14 protein-coding genes are annotated in these 18,081 nt (G+C 73.6%); 6 read left to right on the plus strand and 8 right to left on the minus strand.

The genetic code is table 11. The annotated features are described in order from the left end of the window. The 4 genes from AB0O19_RS33900 to AB0O19_RS33915 form a co-directional block, all read right to left on the minus strand. The coding region (locus AB0O19_RS33900) for a thiamine pyrophosphate-binding protein (RefSeq protein WP_363625044.1) at positions 1-250 on the minus strand (250 nt) is incomplete at its 3' end. 258 nt (positions 251-508) lie between these two features. Beyond that, complete coding sequence (locus tag AB0O19_RS33905) at positions 509-1,729, minus strand: MFS transporter (RefSeq protein ID WP_363625046.1); 1,221 nt, start codon at positions 1,727-1,729, stop codon at positions 509-511. A gap of 78 nt (positions 1,730-1,807) precedes the next feature. Next, positions 1,808-2,287, minus strand: coding sequence for an Rrf2 family transcriptional regulator (locus tag AB0O19_RS33910; protein ID WP_363587036.1), 480 nt, complete (start codon positions 2,285-2,287; stop codon positions 1,808-1,810). Positions 2,288-2,421: 134 nt separating this feature from the next. Next, positions 2,422-3,408 carry an NADPH:quinone reductase gene (locus AB0O19_RS33915; protein ID WP_363625048.1) on the minus strand — a complete coding sequence of 329 codons (987 nt, stop codon included), beginning with the start codon at positions 3,406-3,408 and terminating at the stop codon, positions 2,422-2,424. Between the two features lie 273 nt (positions 3,409-3,681). Between AB0O19_RS33915 and AB0O19_RS33920 the strand changes: the two genes are divergently transcribed. Then, complete coding sequence (locus tag AB0O19_RS33920; RefSeq protein WP_363625050.1) at positions 3,682-4,911, plus strand: transposase; 1,230 nt, start codon at positions 3,682-3,684, stop codon at positions 4,909-4,911. A gap of 38 nt (positions 4,912-4,949) precedes the next feature. Here the strand turns inward: AB0O19_RS33920 and AB0O19_RS33925 are convergent, their stop codons facing one another. Then, the gene (locus AB0O19_RS33925) at positions 4,950-6,878 is read right to left on the minus strand and encodes a helix-turn-helix domain-containing protein (RefSeq protein WP_363625053.1); all 1,929 of its coding nucleotides are present in this window, start codon (positions 6,876-6,878) and stop codon (positions 4,950-4,952) included. A 261-nt stretch (positions 6,879-7,139) separates the two neighbouring features. Here AB0O19_RS33925 and AB0O19_RS33930 point away from each other — a divergent pair, with 261 nt between their 5' ends. The 5 genes from AB0O19_RS33930 (at position 7,140) to AB0O19_RS33950 (ending at position 12,843) form a co-directional block, all read left to right on the plus strand. After that, entirely contained in the window at positions 7,140-7,889 is a 750-nt protein-coding gene (locus AB0O19_RS33930) for a 50S ribosomal protein L11 methyltransferase (RefSeq protein WP_363625055.1), read from the plus strand. A 666-nt stretch (positions 7,890-8,555) separates the two neighbouring features. After that, positions 8,556-9,326 carry a 2,3-dihydro-2,3-dihydroxybenzoate dehydrogenase gene (locus AB0O19_RS33935; protein WP_363587042.1) on the plus strand — a complete coding sequence of 257 codons (771 nt, stop codon included), beginning with the start codon at positions 8,556-8,558 and terminating at the stop codon, positions 9,324-9,326. Positions 9,327-9,368: 42 nt separating this feature from the next. After that, the gene (locus AB0O19_RS33940) at positions 9,369-9,998 is read left to right on the plus strand and encodes an isochorismatase family protein (RefSeq protein ID WP_063346539.1); all 630 of its coding nucleotides are present in this window, start codon (positions 9,369-9,371) and stop codon (positions 9,996-9,998) included. Next, entirely contained in the window at positions 9,995-11,950 is a 1,956-nt protein-coding gene (locus tag AB0O19_RS33945; RefSeq protein ID WP_363625057.1) for an anthranilate synthase family protein, read from the plus strand. The genes AB0O19_RS33940 and AB0O19_RS33945 overlap by 4 nt, the downstream gene beginning before the upstream one ends. Positions 11,951-11,985: 35 nt before the next feature. Further along, positions 11,986-12,843 carry an arylamine N-acetyltransferase gene (locus AB0O19_RS33950; protein ID WP_363625059.1) on the plus strand — a complete coding sequence of 286 codons (858 nt, stop codon included), beginning with the start codon at positions 11,986-11,988 and terminating at the stop codon, positions 12,841-12,843. A gap of 56 nt (positions 12,844-12,899) precedes the next feature. Here AB0O19_RS33950 and AB0O19_RS33955 read toward each other — a convergent pair whose 3' ends face one another. The 3 genes from AB0O19_RS33955 to AB0O19_RS33965 form a co-directional block, all read right to left on the minus strand. Then, positions 12,900-14,468, minus strand: a complete 1,569-nt coding sequence (locus AB0O19_RS33955; RefSeq protein WP_363625061.1) for a class I adenylate-forming enzyme family protein — start codon at positions 14,466-14,468, stop codon at positions 12,900-12,902. Positions 14,469-14,541: 73 nt separating this feature from the next. Next, positions 14,542-16,038 carry an adenylosuccinate lyase family protein gene (locus tag AB0O19_RS33960; RefSeq protein ID WP_363625063.1) on the minus strand — a complete coding sequence of 499 codons (1,497 nt, stop codon included), beginning with the start codon at positions 16,036-16,038 and terminating at the stop codon, positions 14,542-14,544. Beyond that, on the minus strand, positions 16,035-18,026 hold the full coding sequence (locus AB0O19_RS33965) for an FAD/NAD(P)-binding protein (RefSeq protein ID WP_363625065.1): 1,992 nt from the start codon (positions 18,024-18,026) through the stop codon (positions 16,035-16,037). The genes AB0O19_RS33960 and AB0O19_RS33965 overlap by 4 nt, the downstream gene beginning before the upstream one ends. Between the last annotated feature and the right edge of the window lie 55 nt (positions 18,027-18,081).

Genomic DNA, 18,081 nt, shown 5'->3' on the forward strand with positions numbered 1-18,081 from the left:
CGTGCCGGACCAGGATGTGGCGCACCTTGGCCGAGTCCATCAGCGGGTCGTACGCGGGAAGGATGGCCCCGCCCGGGATGCCGAAGACGGTGTCCACTCCGATCTCTTCGAGTGAACGGATCAATGCCTGGGCGCCGGTCGTCCCGGACTCCACGAGCCCGGTCCGGGCGTCGGGGGTGAACGGCGCGGGGGTCGATTCGGTGGTCTCGGTGCTGTGGGTGGTCACGGGGGACTCGCTCAACTGGGTCATCTGACAATCTCTCGGTTTCGTCGACGTGGTGGTCCGGCGGGGAGTGCCGGGTGGTGTCCGTGGCCGGGGCCGCTGCGGTGCGCGGCGCCGTTGGGCGGCCAGGGACGTGTCGGGGAAACCGGGGCAGCAGGGTCTGTCTCCGCGCCGGTCGTCGGTCGTCGCGTGCTGAGGGGTGTTTCAGCGCTCGGTGCGACGCCGTGCCGTCAGGAAGCGGTGGCCGGAAGGGAGTTGCCCGGCCCGCAAGGAGTGTCTCGCGTCTCAGCCCTTGTTCGTGGGCGAGTGGTGGGTGAAGAGCAGGAAGACCAGGGCGATGGCGGCGATGGCCGCGCCGAGGCCGTACACGGTCGCGGCGCCGGCGCCGAGGGTGGCGCCGCCGACGATGGTGCCGAGGCCGATTCCGAGGTAGATGGAGGAGGAGTTGAGGGAGACCACCAGCGGGGCCTCCTGGGGGGCGACCTCGATCAGGCGGTGCTGCTGCGGCGGTGTCTGGCACCAACTGCTGGCGCCCCAGAGGAGGACCAGCAGGCCGACGACGGGCTTGAGGTCGGAGTCGGAGGCGGCGAGCCAGGCGAGGGACCCGAGGGCGACGACCATGGCGGTGTAGCCGACGATCAGGACCTTGGTGGAGCCCCAGCGGTCGGTGGTGTAGCCCGCGGCGAGGTTGCCGATGACGGCGCCGAGGCCGTACAGGAAGAGCATCCACAGGATGGAACTCTCGGGCACCTTGACGGCTTCCAGCATGGGCACGCTGTAGGCGTACGCGGTGTAGCTGGCGCCCATGCCGAGGACGGTGAGCGGCAGGACGGCGAGGACGGCCGGCCGGCGAAGGACGGCGAGGCGGGTGCGTAGCGGCACCCGGACGTTGCCGGGGAGCCACGGCATGATCAGGCGCAGTATCACGGCGACGAGCAGGCAGAGTCCGGCGACGAGGCCGAGGGCGGTGCGCCAGCCCAGCCAGTGGCTGGCGGCGTTGCCGAGCGGCACGCCGAGAGCGGTGGCGATGGTGAGGCCGCCGATGACCACGGCGAGGGCTCGGGCCCGCAGTTCGGGGCGGACGAGGGAGGCGCTGACGGCTCCGGCGTTGGGGGTGTAGGCGGCGGCGCCGGCGGCGGCGATGATGCGGCTGATGATCAGCACGGCCATGTTGGGGGCCAGTGCCGAGCCGAGGTTGGCGATGCCGAGCGTGAACAGTGCGGTGATCAGCAGGGTTCGGCGGGGAAGCCGGGCGAGGAGGGTGGCCAGGACGGGGGAGAGGACGGCGTAGGCGGCGGCGAAGACGGTGATCGACTGGCCGGCCGTGGCCGGGGAGACGTGCAGGTCCTGGGCCATGGAGGGGAGGAAGCCGGCCACGACGAAGGCGTCCGTGCCGACGGCGAACGTCCCTAAGGCGAGGACGAGGGTGGAGGACAGGCCGCCCTGGGGTGGTGAGCCGGGTTCGGCCGGAGCTTTCCGGTCGGCCGGAATCGAGACACTGGACATCCAGATTCTCCTTGCGGGTCGGTGCGCGTGCTGTGGTGTCGCCGCGCGGTGAGGCGGTCGGACCGTCGGGCGGTGCGGTCAGCCGGTCATGCGGGCGTAGTGGCGTCGGGTGCGGTCGGCGGCCCCGCCCGGTGCGGCGGCCATGAGGTCGGCCACCGTCTGCCCGGCGAGTTCGCGGCGCCAGGCCAGTTCGGCCTTGCGCATCGCGGTGGCGATCCCGCACGGCTGTCGGAACTCCCGTGCGATGGCGCCACCGCCGTCCGCGCGCTGGCGGATCTCGGTGCAGCGGAACACGTCGTCGGGGCCCTCGATGGCGGCGACCACGTCCATCAGGGTGATCTTCTCCGGCCGTCGGCCCAGCCGGAAGCCGCCCTTGGAGCCCGGTGTCGAGCTCAGGATGCCGGCCCGGACCAGTGCCTGTAGGCGCTTGGTCAGGTAGGCCGGCGGCAGGTCGAACCAGGCCGCCAGCCGTGCCGTCGGAACCGGTTGCTCACTGTCGAGCCATGCCAGGGTGAGGCAGCAGTGCAGGCCCCACTCGACTCCTTCACCCATTCGCATAACCAGGACAATACACGTCCAGGTTCTGCGACGCAGGCCGGGCGCGCCGGAGGTCCGGAATATGTCAAGTCGCGGCCCGACGAGGGCGTTGCGGCCCTGCCGGACCTCCGGTACAACGGTGAGCAGCCGACCGGTCAGGCCCGCGAATCGGGCCTGAGGACCACCCGTCTGCCGTGCAGCTCGCCGCGTTCCATTCGGCCGTGGACCTCGGCGGCGGCGCTCAGCGGAAGGGTCTCGACCACCAGGGGGCGCAGCCGTCCGGCCGCGAGCAGGCGGTTGATGCCGACGGCGGCCTCGGCCAGTTCGGTGCTGGTCGCATGCGAGATCACGAAGCCGGCGATCGAGCAGTCCTTCATGTAGAGCGGCCCGACCGGGAGGACCGGCCGCGAGCGGGCGCCGGCCAGCAGGACGATCCGTCCGCGCGGGGCGAGCAGGTCGACGGCGGTGGCCAGGTCGTTCTCCCCGGACGTGTCGAGGTGGAGGTCGACGCCACCGGGGCAGGCCTGGGCGAGCCGTTCGGCGAGGTCCGGATCGCGGTAGTCCAGGGCCTCGGCCGCACCCAGGGCGAGGCACTGTTCCAGGTCCCGGGCGGAGGCGGTGGCGACGACCCGGGCCCCGGCGTCGACGGCGAGGGTGACCAGCGCGGAGCCGACGTTCCCGGCCGCGCCGGCCACCAGGACGGTCTCACCGGCCCGCAGGCGGCCGTGCGTGAACAGGCCGAGGTAGGCGGTCGCGGCCGGATGGACGACGGCGACGGCCTCCTCGGGGAGGACGCCCTCAGGGAGGTGGTAGAGGCGGTCGGCGGGGACGACGACCTGCTCGGAGGCGGCGCCCTGGCGCCCGCCGTGGCCGAGGCTGTTGGTCCACACCCGGTCGCCGACGGCGAAGCCGGGGGCGGCCGGCCCGGCCGCGGCGACGGTGCCGACCAGGTCGCGGCCGATCACGAACGGGAACGCGACCGGGGTGCGGAAGAGGCCGGAGCGGACGAAGGTGTCCACCGGGTTGACGGTGGTGGCCGTGACGTCGACCAGGATGTCGGTCGGCCCAGGACGGAGGGAGGGAAGTTCGCCGTAGCGGATGTTCTCGGGCGGCCCGAGGGCCTCGATGAAGGCTGCTCGCATGCTCGGAGAGTCTTCCACCGGTCAACGCCGGGGTGCCGCACGGAAGCCGTTTGTTCGTCAACTCGCGCGCGGTCGGCCCGCCCCTGATGGCCCCGGCACACCCCACCGGGCGGCTCCGGGGGCGATCGCGCCTGCTCGCGCGCTCTGTCCGGTGGTCCGGCCATAGGCCGCGCGTGCAGCCGTGTGCCCGGTGCACCTGGGCCCGGCCTGAGCCCTCTGCATACCGTCGACCCATCTGAAGATGCGTCTGCCATGTAGAGGTTGGGGATCTCGATGAGCGACTTCGCCCTGCACATCAGGGACACGCGAACACCCGGGCGCACGCCGGGCGTCGGCAGTTCCCACGACATCGTCCTCTCGGAGCTGTGCCCGGCGCTGTTCGCGTCGCTGCCCCGGGCGGACCAGCGCCGCAAGGGTGTGGAGTACCTGCGCGGACTGCTGGGCGCGGAGGGCCGCAAGTCGGTGCGCAACATCGCGCGGCTGATCGGCGGGCAGGCCACGGAGCAGAACCTGCACCACTTCATCAGCAGCTCCACCTGGGAGTGGGACCCGGTGCGCGCCGCGCTGGCGCACTACGTGACGTCCGTCGCGCCGCCGCAGGCCTGGGTGGTGCAGCAGACGGTCATCCCGAAGGCCGGGGAGCACTCGGTGGGCGTGGATCGCCGGTTCATCTCCTCGCTCGGCCAGGTGCTCAACGCGCAGCAGGCGGTGGGCGTCTGGGCGGCGTCCGAGGAGGTGAGCATGCCGGTGAACTGGCGGCTGCACCTGTCCCGGGCGTGGCTGGACGACGTGCCGCGGCGCAGCCAGGCGTCCATCCCGGCGAGTGTGGACACCCGGACGCTGGGCGACTGCTCGGTCGAGGCGGTGCTGGAGCTGACCTCGGACTGGCGGCTGCCCACGCTGCCGGTGGTGATGGACGTCCGGGAGCTGGACGGGATGAAGGCGCTGCGGCGGCTGCGCGCGGCGGGGGTGCCGTTCCTCGTGCGGATCAACAGCACGCTGCCGCTCCGCCCGGCCGAGGGGGCCGGGCACGGCGCGGAGGCGATGCCGGCCCACCGGATCATCGGGGCGTGCCGGGACCGCAGGCGGATGGTGACCTGGACCGACCACGGCCAGGACGCCGGGCTGCGTACCGCGCTGGTCGGTGCCGTCCGGGTGCGGACGGTGACCGGGGCGGCCCGCTCCCCGGTAGTGAGCCGCAGGCCGGACGGCCCGGACCGTGACCTGCTGCTGCTCGGCGCGGGCAGCTCCGGCCGGCGCTGGCCGCAGGAGCTGTGGCTGGCCGACGTCCCGGACGCCACGCCGGCCCAGCTGTTCCGGCTGAGCCTGCGGATCGGCCGGGTCGAGCGGGACTTCGACGAGATCGCGGACCGCACCGGCATCCGCGACTACACCGGCCGTTCCTTCAACGGCTGGCACCGCCATGTCACCCTCGCCTCGGCCGCACACGCGGTCGTGGCCCTCTCCCACACCGGCGGCCGCTCGCTCCGCCGCGTGAGCTAGGGGCACTCTTCCGGATCACGCCCGCGCCCCGACAGTCACTAGGTCCCTTGGTCGACTCCCGCCGACGGGCCGTCCTTGACGAGGAGGTCGCGGACGCGCGAGAGCCGTAGGGCGAGCTGGACTTCGAGCGCTTGGCCGGGGTCCTGCCAGTCGGGGCCGAGCAGTTCCGCGACGCGTTCCAGGCGGCGGGCGACGGTGTTCGGGTGGACGTGCAGCTTCTGGGCGGCCCGGGTGGGGCTGGCTCCGGTCTCGAAGTAGGCGTCCAGGGTGCGGCCGAGGTCGGTGAACCGCTGCCGGTCGTACTCGAGCACCGGACCGATGACCGAGTCGACGAAGGAACGGACGTCCCGGTTGTCGGCGAGCAGGACACCGAGGAAGCCCAGCTCCCGGGGGGAGGCCGAGCGGCCGGTGGCGTCGAGGGCGATCATCGCCTCCAGGCAGCGCAGCGCCTCCTGGTGGCAGTGGTAGACCGAGGCGGCGTCCGCGACCGGCCCGGCCGCCGCCACCGTGACCGGTTCGCTGAGCAGCGGGGCGAGTTCGTTCAGGACGGCCCGGGCCGTCGTGCCGGCGTCGGTGCCGGGCAGCAGCAGCACGGCGTTGCCGCCGTGCCCGACCCGCAGCCCGTTCAGTCGCTGGGCCAGGCCCGTGGCCAGGGCGCAGGCCCGGCCGACCGCTCGGGCCTCGGGGCGGACGACCACCACCACGTGCGGCGTGGCCAGGTTGATGCCGAGCCGGCGGGCGCGCTCCTCCAACTGCTGCGGCGGGCGCTGGGCGCTGGTGAGCAGGTCCTCCATCAGCTCGCCGTGGGCGCGGCCCTGCACGACGGTGGTGTCGCCGGTGCGCAGCAGCTGCACCGCCACCGCCTGGGCGGCCAGGTGCAGCAGTTCGTCGATGCCGGTCGCGGGGAGGTCCTCGGGGCGGAACACCAGGGTGCCGAGTACCTCGCCTCCGGCGGTGACCGGGGCCGCCCAGAGGCCGTCCGCGGTGTGGACCGGGCGTTTGGCGGCGTGCACCTCCGCGGCGGCGGGTCCGGTCTCGGGCATCCGGCCGGTGGTGGTCAGGACGGTGCCGTCCGCCGCGTGGATCCGCAGCGCGCCACCGAGGTTCCGGCTCACGGCTTCGGCGAGACCGTGGAGTTCGCAGTCGGTCAGCGCCCGTTCGATCAGCTCGTGATGGATGCGCCGGTGCTCGCTGAGCTCCCGCAGCGACTCGGTGGTGCGTCCGTGCTCCTCGCGCAGGGTCTGCGCGGTGGCCTTGGCGTCGTCGAGGACGAGGGCGCGCTGGACGGCCAGGCCGGCGAGCTCGCCGAGCAGGTTCGTGGTGGAGATCTCCTCCGGGGTGTAGTGCCGCACATTGCGGTCGGCGACGTAGAGCGCGCCGAAGGGGTGCGGGCCGTAGCTCAGCGGGACGGCCATGATCGCGCGCAGCGCCTCGGCCCGGACCACCTCGTCGATGTCGGTGCTGTGCTGGATCCGGTCGTCGTCGAGGTAGTCCGGGGTCCAGACCGGCGCGAGGTTGGCGACGGCGGCGTGGCCGAGTCCGGAGCCGCCGGTCAGCTGGAGGCCGACGTTGAGCGTGGAGGTGTGGCCGTCCGACGCCCGGATGTAGGACAGGCCGTCCTCCGGTCCGGGGAAGCTGACGTACGCCATGTCCGAGCCGAGGAGCAGGCGCGAGCGCCGGGTGACGACCTTGAGCACCCCGTCGAGGGTGTCGGGGACGAGGAGGTCCCGGGCGGTGTCGAGCAGCGCGGACAGGCCCGCCTCGCGTTGCTGGCGCCCGCGGCGCTGGGCGCAGATGTCCAGTCCGAGCCGGACGGCCCGCTCCAGTGCGGCCGTCTCGGCCTCGCGGGCGCCGCCGCGGGCGGCCTCGGCAAGCAGTGACTCGATGCGCGCCGGTGGTGCCTCCGCCACCAGCAAGGTCAGTACCGTCAGCGCGTCAGGCCGCTTACGGACCCCCTGTTGGGCCATGCCCTACCCCCACCCGTGCACATCAGCCTTTTTGCCTGGCACATGCCAGGTAATGCAAAGTGTTTATCATGTCACTTTGGGTGGGGCTCGGATGATTCCACGGTTTGGACGGTGGAAGGGGCACCGCCGAGTGGCCCCGATGTGTTGCCGGGTCACCTTCCCGCCGACCGCGCCGGTTGAGGAGGATGACGTGGTGGCCACCGGGGAGGTGGTCCGGGCGGCAACGCCCAGCTGGCGCGGTGGGGGGCACGGGCGGACGGCATGAAGGCGCTACAGGACTACCGCCGTTCGCTGGAACGGAGCAGGGCCGCGCTGGAGCACCCGCACCGGCCCGCGACCTTCCGGCTCTGCGGCCGTGAATGGGACCTGCTGCCAGGGATTTTCGCCCCGGTCTACTCGCCCACCAGCGAGATCTCCATGCGCCTGCTCGGTCTGGACGACCCGCGGGCCGCCGGGCGCTCCGGCTCGCTGCTGGAGATCGGCTGCGGCACCGGCGTCATCGCGGTGGCCGCAGCACTGGCCGGGCATGCGCGGGTGGTGGCCGGCGACATCAACGAGGCCGCCGTCCGCAACACCGAGCTGAACGCCCACCGGCACGGCGTCGCCGACCGCGTCCACAGCGTGCACAGCGACCTGTTCGCCGCGCTGGCGCCCGAGGAGCGCTTCGACACCGTCTTTTGGCACTCCAACTACGTGCTCGCGCCGGAGGACTACCGCTACCGGACGATGCACGAGCGCGGCTACGTCGACCCGGGCTACGCCGCCCACCGCCGCTTCCTCGTCGAGGCTCCGGGCCGGCTGGCTCCGGGCGGCTCGGTGCTGCTGCACTTCAGCGAGCGCGGCGACCTGACGGCGCTCCGCCGGATCGCCGAGGAGTGCGGGCGCACCCTGCGGGTGGTGCGCAGCGGCGTCTTCCCGGAGGGCGAGGAGGAGGTCGCGCACATGTTGATCGAGGTGACCGTGGCGCGCGGCCGGTCCGGCGGCGAGACGGCACCTGGTACCGGCTTCTGACGTCCGGGCCCGGCGGCCCGATCTGCCACGCCGACTTCGGCACATGCCACGAGGTGCCGGCGCACGGTGGTCCGCCCACCCCCGGGGGATGCGCGGGCCACCGGAGTCCGGCCGTGCTGTACGGCGTCCGGACGGGGCGCGCGCCCGAGCCGTTCCATGGCCGGATCTCGCCGGTCCGCCACCTCGGGACGGACCCCGTCGAGGGTCCGCCGTCACCGTTCTCCGTCGCGCCGGGGCGACATCTGACGGAGTGTGCCGCCACCTGATGGAGTATCCGCCACCTGACGAAGTGCGGGGGCGGGCGTTGGCGACACCTGGTGGCACGCCACAAGATCTGGAAGAGCCTCAGCCGTTCGGCGGCCGGCGGACCGCTGCCGGACCGGGACCCGGCCCGCGGGCCGGCCGCCCCTCCCTGACCCGTGCCATCCACAGCCTCGCCATGACGCCCTTCCGTGCGCGCCGCCGAGCCGGCGCACGTCGGCGACAAGTACACCAGCTTCTGCGATCCCCGGCTCAACCCCGGCCAGGCCATCACCGTGGTCTCCGCCTGGGAGGGCCGACCCGCCGCGCCGGGAACGGCGCCACGCACCACCACACCGAGAGCGACCGAGAGCAACCGAGAGAGCAACGGGCCGGCCACGCGTCGGCCCCGAGGGAGGTCCGGCAGTGACGAACACGATCGCCCTGGTCACCGGGGCAGCAGGCGGCATCGGCGCGGCCGTGGTCCGCGCCCTGGCCGAACAGGGCACCGCGGTGGCCGCGGCGGACCGCGACGAGGAGGGCCTGCGCAAGACCGTGGCCGCCCTCGCCGAGGAGGGCCTGCGGGCCGAGGCCTACCCGGTGGACGTCAGCGACCACCGCGCCGTCGACCTGCTCGTCGACCGGGTGGAGCGCGAACTCGGGCCGGTGGACCAGCTGGTGAACGCCGCCGGGGTGCTGCGCCTCGGCGAGGTCCGGGACTTCTCCGTCGAGGACTGGACGGCCACCTTCGCGGTCAACGTCAACGGCGTCTTCCACGTGTCCCGCGCGGTGGTCGACCGGATGATCCCGCGCGGGCGCGGCGCCATCGTCACCGTCGCCTCCAACGCCGCCCGCACCCCGCGCACCGAGATGGCCGCCTACGCCGCTTCCAAGGCCGCCGCGACGATGTTCACCAAGAGCCTCGGCCTGGAGGTCGCCAGGTACGGCATCCGCTGCAACCTCGTCGCCCCCGGATCCACCGACACCCCGATGCTCACCTCGATGTGGCACGACGAGTCCGGCCCGCAGGGCACCCTGCACGGTCGCGCGGACGCTTTCCGGGTCGGCATCCCGCTCAACAAGCTGGCCAGCCCTGCCGACATCGCCGCCGCCGTGCTCTTCCTGCTCTCCGACGCGGCCGGCCACATCACCCTGCACGACCTCACCGTCGACGGCGGCGCCGGCCTCGGCGCCTGACCGGCTCGCCCAACTCACCATTCCCCCAGGAGAGTCCACCGCATGGCAGGCATTCCGACCATCGAGCCCTATCCGATGCCGACCGCGGGCGAGCTGCCCGACAACACCGTGTCGTGGACCGTCCGCCCGGACCGCGCGGTGCTGCTCGTGCACGACATGCAGCGCTACTTCCTGCGCCCCTTCCCGGCGGACGAGGCACCCGGCCGGGAGCTGCTGCACAACGCCGCCCTGCTGCGCCGCCAGGCCGCCGAGCTCGGCGTGCCGGTCGCCTACACCGCCCAGCCGGGCGGCATGACCACCGAACAGCGCGGGCTGTTGCTGGACTTCTGGGGCCCCGGGATGCGGATGGACCCGGTCGACCGCGAGGTCGTCGAGTCGCTCGCCCCGGCCCCCGGCGACTGGCTGCTCACCAAGTGGCGCTACAGCGCCTTCTTCCGCTCCGACCTGCTCCAGCGGATGCGCGAGGAGGGCCGCGACCAGCTGATCCTGTGCGGCGTGTACGCCCACGTGGGCGTACTGATGACGGCCGTCGACGCCTTCACCAACGACATCCGGCCGTTCCTGGTCGCCGACGCCGTCGCGGACTTCTCCGCCGCCCACCACCGGCTCGCCCTGGAGTACGCCGCCGCGCGCTGCGCGATGCTGATCACCGCCAAGGAGACCTTCGCATGACCGACCGGACGACGGACCGGGCGAGCGAGCGGACGACGGGCCGGGCGAGCGGGCGGACGACGGGCCGGACGACCGAGGAGCTGCTGCGCCGGGTGCTCGCGGAACGGCCGCCCGCCTTCGCCCTCCTGCACCGGCCCGAGACCACCGGCCCGGGCACGCTGGACGTCCTGTTCGGCGAGGTCGCCACCGCGGACACGCTGGACGGTGTCCCGCTGGGCCCCGAGCCCGGCCGCCCGGGCCCGGAGGTCCTGGTCCTGGTCCCGTACCGGCAGATCGCCGAGCGCGGCTTCGAGGCCCGGGACGACGGTGCCCCGCTGCTCGCCATGACGGTGACCGAGCACGCCACCGTCGACCTCGGCGAAGCGCTGGCGCTGATCCCGGACCGGCCCACCGAGCTGACCGGCGCCCGCTTCGACCTCGGCGACGAGGAGTACGCCGACATCGTCCGCCGGGTGGTCGCCGAGGAGATCGGGCAGGGCGTCGGCGCCAACTTCGTCGTCCGCCGCACCTTCCTGGCCGAGATCAGCGACTACACCCTGCACGCCGCGCTGGCCTTCTTCCGCCGGCTGACCGAGCGCGAGGCGGGCGCCTACTGGATCTTCGTCGTGCACACCGGGGAGCGGACCTTCGTCGGCGCCAGCCCCGAGCGGCACATCAGCCTGGCCGACGGCGTCGCCGTGATGAACCCGATCAGCGGCACCTACCGCTACCCGCCCTCCGGCCCCACCCTGGCCGGCGTGATGGACTTCCTCGCCGACCGCAAGGAGGCCGACGAGCTCTACATGGTGGTCGACGAGGAGCTCAAGATGATGGCCCGGATCTGCGAGGGCGGCGGCCGGGTGGTCGGCCCGTACCTCAAGGAGATGGCCCGGCTCGCGCACACCGAGTACCTCATCGAGGGCCGAACCGACCGCGACCCGCGCGAGATCCTCCGCGAGACGATGTTCGCCCCGACCGTCACCGGCAGCCCGCTGGAGAGCGCCGCCCGGGTCATCCGCCGTCACGAGCCCGCCGGGCGCGGCTACTACAGCGGCGTGGCCGCGCTGATCGGCCGGGACGAGCGCGGCGGGCGCACGATGGACTCCGCGATCCTGATCCGCACCGCCGACATCGACACCGCCGGCCGGATCCGGATCGGGGCCGGCGCCACCCTGGTGCGCCACTCCGACCCGGCCTCCGAGGTCGCCGAGACCAGGGCCAAGGCGGCCGGGCTGCTGGCCGCGCTGGAAGCCGGAGGCCCGCGCACCTTCGCCGGTCACCCCCGGGTACGGGCCGCGCTGGAGCGGCGCAACACCGTCATCTCGGACTTCTGGCTGGCCGAGGACGCGGACCGCGGCCGGCGACTCGCCGAATTCGCCGGGCGCCGGGTGCTCGTGATCGACGCCGAGGACACCTTCACCGCCATGATCGGCCACCAACTCCAGTCACTCGGGCTTGAGGTGACGATCCGTCGGTTCGACGAGCACTACGCCTTCGACGGCTTCGACCTGGTCGTGATGGGCCCGGGGCCGGGCGACCCGCGGCAGGCCGACCACCCCAAGATCGCCAGTCTGCGCGCCACCGTGGCCGAGTTGCTCGCCCGGCGGCGCCCGTTCGTCGCGGTCTGCCTCAGTCACCAGGTGCTGTCCACCCTGCTCGGCCTGCCGCTGCGCCGCCGGGACGTCCCCAACCAGGGCGTCCAACGCGAGATCGACCTGTTCGGCGCTCGCGAGCGGGTGGGCTTCTACAACACCTTCGCCGCCGTCAGCCCGCACGACACGGTCGACGTGGACGGCGTCGGCACCATCGAGGCCGTCCGCGACCGGGAGACCGGTGAGGTACACGCCCTGCGCGGCCCGCACTTCGCGTCCATGCAGTTCCACGCCGAGTCGGTGCTCACCCAGGACGGCCCCCGGATCGTCGGCGGCCTGATCGCCGAGGTCCTCCGTGCCGGAGCGATCCTTGCCGGGTAGTCTCCGGGAGACCGCACGGGAGAGGGGCCGACAGGATGGGCGATGACCGCGCCACCGGCGAATGGGGAGCGGAACTGCTCGACGTCGGGGCCTACCTGGCCCGCACCGGTGTTTCCGGTCCGCTGCCCCCCGAACCCGGGACGCTGCGCCGGCTGCACCGCGCCCACCTGCTGGCCCTCCCGTTCGAGAACCTCGACATCCCGCTCGGCCGCGGCGTCCCGCTCGACCTGGACCGCGTCCAGGCCAAGCTGGTCGCCGGCGGCCGCGGCGGCTACTGCTTCGAACAGAACCTGCTCTTCGCCGCGGTGCTGGAACGCCTGGGCTTCCAGGTCACCAGGCTCGCCGCCCGAGCCCTGCTGAACGCCGGCCGACCGCTGCCACGCACCCACCTGGTGCTGCTGGTGACGGTCGGCCGGACGCGTTTCCTCGCCGACGTCGGCTTCGGCGACAAGGGGCCGCTGGAGCCGCTGCCGCTGACCGACGGCGCCCTGGCCGAGCCCGACGGCTGGACTCACCGGCTCCGCCGGGTCGGCTCGGAGCCGGACTGCTGGGTGCTCGAACTCCTTCGCCCCGACGGGTGGTTGCCGCTCTACCGGTTCGAGACGGGCCTGCCGCTGCACCAGGTCGACTGCGTGGTGATGAACCACTACACCTCCACCCACGAGCGCTCCCCGTTCACCGGCCGGGCCTACCTGTCCAAGATCACGTCGCAGCGCCGGCTCTCCCTCGACGGCCGGCGGCTGGTCGTCGGCCGCGCCGACGGCACGACGGAGGCCGCGGACCTCACCGACGAGCGGTACGCCGCCGTCCTCGCGGAGGACTTCGGTGTCCGGCTCGGGCCCGGGGACCTGCGGTCCGTCCTGCGCAGCCTGCCGGACATCGGCTCCTCCTGACACGCGTCGGCCCCGGCGGGTCTCACGACACCGCCGGGGCCGACGCCTTCCTCGGCTCAGGCCTCCTCGGCTGCGGCCAGCTCCCTGGCCAGCTCCAGCCGCTTCACCTTGGTCGTGGCGGTGTGCGGCAGTTCGTCCAGCCGACGCTGCACCGGCGGGGCCAGCGTGGGCAGGCCGGCCACCGCGCGGTTCCAGCGGGCGAGGTCGAGCGGCTGGTCGTCCCGGGTGCAGACCACGGGCACCGGGGCCCTGTCCCCGCCGGGCACGATGATCACCTCCAGCAGCTCGGGCAGCCGGGTGAACAGCTTGTCCTCCAGGTCCAGGGTGCTGTTGATCCCCGGGATCTCGTCGACCTCGCGGTCCAGCAGATGCAGGCAGCCCCACCGGGTGCGGTAGCCGAGGTCGCCCATCCGCCACCAGCCGTCCCGCGAGAACTGGCCCTCGAAGCGCTCCCGCTCGCCGAAGTAGGTGACGATCTGCCCGCCACTGCGCACCTCGATGTGGCCGGGGGAGTCCTTGGCCACCGGCCGGCCGTCCCGGCTGACCACCCGGACCTCGGTCATCCCGGGGAAGGTCCGTCCGACGCAGCGGCCGTCGGCGCCGCTGCGGCGGTGCCGGGTGTAGGTGCGGGCGGCGATGGCGCCGGTCTCGCTCTGCCCGTACGTCTGGGCGAAGAACGGCAGGCTGCGCTCGGACGCGCCCAGCAGGGTGTCGACCGTGCGCGGGTGGATGGCGTCGAAGGTGTTGCTGAAGCAGCGGACCTTGGCCAGCGGCTTCGCCGGGTGGTCCGCCAGGACCTCCCAGCTCAGCAGGGTGTTGGGGTGGGACTCGATCACCCCCGGGGGGATCCGGGCGAACAGCTTCGCGACGTGCTCCGGCTCGTCGTCCCGCAGGATGATCATGGGATGGCCGCGCAGCGCGAACAGCGCGGCCCCGCTGATCATCCGCGAGTGGACGAAGGAGACGTGCACGGCGATCGGCTCGTGCCGCCCGACCGGGGCGAGCAGCACCGACTGCGGGCGGCAGCGGGCCTGGATCGTGATGCCGGTCTGGACGGCGAGCTTGGGCAGGCCGGTGGTGCCCGAGGTGTGGGTGATCAGGGCCGGCCGGTCCTGCGGCATGGTCACCGGCGCCACCCGCTCGACCCCGGCCAGCCCGGCCAGCGCGGTCGCGCCCGGGAACTCCCCGGTGGCCACCAGCACCCGCTCGGTCAGGTCGAACACCTCGGACGGGAGTGCCTGCTCCAGCTTCGCCGCGTCGGTGAGCAGCGTCGGCCGGGACAGTCGCCCCAGCAGGCGGGCGACGGTGGCGCCGTCCAGCTTCGGGGACAGCAGCACCGGTACCCCGCCGACCCGGGCGACACTGTAGGCGAGCAGGGAGATGTCGAAGCTGTCCGACTTGTGGATCACCACGTGGGAGCCGGGGCGGACCTGGGAAGCCCACAGCCGGGCGGCGAAGTCGTCGACCAGGTCGGCGAGTTCGGTCAGGGTGACCCGCCGGCCCAGCTCCGGGGCGATGTCGAGGTCGTGGTCGAGGTAGACCGGGCTCGCCGGGTGACGGGCGGCCGCGCGGTCCCAGACCGTGCCCAGCCGGATGCCTCGATTGCCGACGCGTTGCAGGAACATGCTCCTCTTCCCCTTCGGTTGGTCGCGGATCGCTCGGGCGTCCGGCGTCGGGGCGCCGGACGCCGGGCCGGCCTCACGGCTCGCGCAGGGCCCGGTCGACGAGGGGGCCGGCCGCTCCGGTGTACGTGGTCGGATCGCACAGCCGAGAGAGCTCGGCCCTGCCGAACACGCCGTCGAGAGCGGGCAGTTCGACGAGCACCTGCTCCAGCGGCCGACCGTCGCGGTCGGCCGCGCCGGAGGCCTCGGTGAGCAGCTGCTTGGCCGCCGCCTTGCCGAGCCGGGGCGCCAGGGCGGCGACGATCCGCTCCGAGACGATCTGACTACCCGTCAGTTCCAGGTTGGTGCGCATCCGTTCGGGCTTGACCTCCAGCCCCTCGGCGAGCTCCACCGCGGTGTGCGCGGCGCCCCCGGTCAGCCGCAGCGCCTCGCGCAGCAGCTGCCACTCGGCGTGCCAGGCGCCCCCCGAGCGCTCGTCCTCGGCCAGCAGGCACTGGGTGAGCCCGGCGGCGATCACCGGCACCTGCAGCGCGGCACTGCGGATCAGGGTGGCCAGCACCGGGTTGCGCTTGTGCGGCATCGCGGAGGAGCTGCCGCGCCCGGCCGCGGTGGGCTCGGCCACCTCGCCGACCTCCGTCCTGGTCAGCGACTGCACGTCGATCGCGATCTTGCCGAGGGCGCCGGCGGTGAAGGCCAGCGCGCCCGCGAGGTCGGCGATCGGGGTGCGCAGCGCGTGCCAGGGCAGCACCGGGCGGGCCAGCCCGGTCTCGGCGGCGAAGGCGGTGAGCAGTCGGTCCAGGTAGTCGCCCGGGTCCGGCGCCGCCCCGTTCGCCCCGCCCGCGGCCGCGCCGTCGATCCGGGCGTATTCCAGGTACCCGGCGAGGGTGCCGGCGGCGCCGCCGAGGGAGACCGGCAGACCGTGCTCGGCGACCCGTCCGAGCCGCTGCTCGGAGTCCAGGACGAGCTGGCGCCAGCCGGCTGCCTTGAGGCCGAAGGTGGTCGGTACGGCTTGCAGGGAGAGCGTGCGGCCGGGGAGGACGGTGTCCCGGTGCCGTTCGGCGAGGACGGCCAGGGCCCGCGCGGTGCGGGCGAGGTCGGCGCGGATGATCCGCAGGGCCTGGGCGGTCACCAGCATCGCGCCGGTGTCCAGGACGTCCTGGCTGGTGGAGCCGCGGTGGACGTACTCGGCGGCGGCCCGGTCCTCGGCCGCCACCACCCCGGTCAGCGCCCGGACCAGCCCGACCACCGGGTTGGCGGTCTCCCGGGACTCGACCGCGAGGGCCCGCAGGTCCAGCAGCTCGGCGCGGGCCAGGCGGGTGATGGTGTCGGCGGCGGTCTTCGGCAGGGTGCCCAGCCCGGCCTGGGCCCGGGCCAGCGCCGCCTCGGCGTCCAGCATGGCCTGTAGCCAGGCCCGGTCGCAGACGGCGGCCTCGACCGGTGTCCCGGCGCGGACCGGCGACAGCAGCCCGGCGTCGGTCAGGATGTCGGCTGCGTCGTGCGGGTCGTGCGGGTCGTGCGGGTCGTGCGGGCCGCCGGGTTCGTCCGGCGCGGCCGGCTCGTCAGGGTCGGTCATATCAGCACTCCGGTCAGGTCGGTGACGGCCGCGTCCGGCCGGACGCCGAAGGGCAGCTGGGTGGTGGGCGGCAGGGCGAGCAGCGAGCGGGCGATCGCGTCCGAGTCGCCGAGGGTCACCGAGTCCACGCCGGGCCGGATTCCGGCCGCCGTCACCCAGTGCACCGACTCGGTCGGCACCCCGTAGGCGTAGCGCCGCGGGTGCGCGCGGCCCCGGGTGTCCAGCAGCCGGTACGGCCGTTTGGTGACGGCCAGGCCGCCGGTCTCGTAGTCGGTGCCGCCCGTGCCCGGGATCCGGTACGCGGTGGCCTGCTCGGTGCTCAGCAGGTGCTGCAGCAGCGGGTCGGTGGTGCGGCGCAGGTCGGGTTCGGGCAGCCGGGCCTCGATCAGGACGGTGGCGCGCACCGGCGGCTGGGGCACCGCCCGGGAGGTGAGCACGTAGGCGGCCGCCTCGGTGTCGATCCGGATCTCGGTGCCCGGGCCGGTGAGTTCGACCACCCCGGCCTCGATCAGGGCGATCAGCTCCTCGATCCGGGAGACCGGCGGGCCGATCGACAGGAAGGCGTTGAGCGGGGTGTACCAGCCCTCCAGGTCGTCCCGGTGCGAGTTCCCCTCCAGCCCGCCGTGGTCCACCGCGAGGCGGATCTCGTTGCGCAGGTCGCGCAGGATGTCCAGGGCGGCCTTGAGCGGGCCGCTGAGGTTGCCGGCGCGGGCCGCCTCGACGTCCTCGGCCAGGTACCCGAGCAGCCAGTTGCGGAAGTCCTCCGGACCGCTGAACTCCCGGTCCCCGTAGGGGCGGAAGAGTCGCTCCCAGTCCCACCGCTCCGGCTCGGGGATGCCGTACTCGTCGAGCAGGGCCGCGAAGCCGCCGCCGTGGGCGACCGTCAGGTACCGCTGGACGAAGGGCTCGCGCTCGGCGCCGCGGCCCTTCGCGTCGAGCAGCGTGCCGTAGTAGACGCTCTCCACCTCGCGCGCGATCAGCGGCCACAGGTCGGTGCGGAACTGCACCGGCTCGCCGGCCGCGGACTGCTCGCGCAGCCCGGCGATGTACTCGGCGGTCAGCAACCGGGGGAAGTAACGGCCGTACGCGCCCTTCTCGTTCTCGCCGCGGGCGTGGTACGGGATGCCGCGGCGCGAACTGGCGAACAGTTTCGGCTCCCGGCCCGACGGCCGGTACACCAGCCGTCCGTCCGCGCGGACGAAGGCGCCGCCCCGGCCGACCGTGAACAGGGCCATGTGGTCGAAGAAGTTCAGCCCGAGGCCGCGCAACAGTACGTGCTGGCCCGGCAGGATGCCGCTCAGGTCGAGGTCCGCCGGGTTGGCCGGGGTGATGTAGGTGAGGTGGTGGATCCGGGACAGGCTCGCCGTCCGCTCCTCGTGCGGGGTCGGCCGGGCCGCGACGTGGCCCTGGGCGAGCACGATGGCGTCCAGGTGGTTGAGCCGGCTGCCGTTCTCCAGGCGGATGCCCTGCGGGCCGCCGGGGACACCGTGGGTGTCCGCCATCGCCACCGCCCGCGAGCGGTGCACCTGGACGGTGACGTGCGCGGGCGCGCCGCCCACCACCCGGCGGAAGCTCGCGTTCAGGTAGCGCCCGTAGAACGCCCGGGTGGGGTAGCTGTCGGCTTGCAGGGCGCGGGCCTCGGCCACGCACTCCTCGTCCTGCCCGGAGGCGGCGCCGGCCTCGGCGACCTCCACCGCCCACTCCCACAGGCTCGGACCGGGCTCGATCGGGCCGTCGATCCGGGAGCTGTCGTCGGTGTACACGGTGATCTGCGAGGCGACGGTGTTCATCAGCAGGTGCCGTGACTGGTCCTGGCGCCAGACGGCGCCGGCGCCGGGCGCGGCCGGGTCGACCATGTGCACCGTGATGGAGCCGTGCGAGGGCGCCGCGCGCTCGTTGGCGCAGAGCCGCTCCAGAACGGACAGGCCGCGCGGGCCGGCCCCGATGACGCAGACCTCCAGTGCCGCCTTGCCGCCCACTCCGCTCATGCGCCCGCCTCGCTTCGCTCGGCAGGGGCATTCGCCCGCGCGCACCTCTCGATGA

Source organism: Kitasatospora sp. NPDC091276 (genome assembly GCF_040684355.1).
Classification (GTDB): Bacteria; Actinomycetota; Actinomycetes; order Streptomycetales; family Streptomycetaceae; genus Kitasatospora.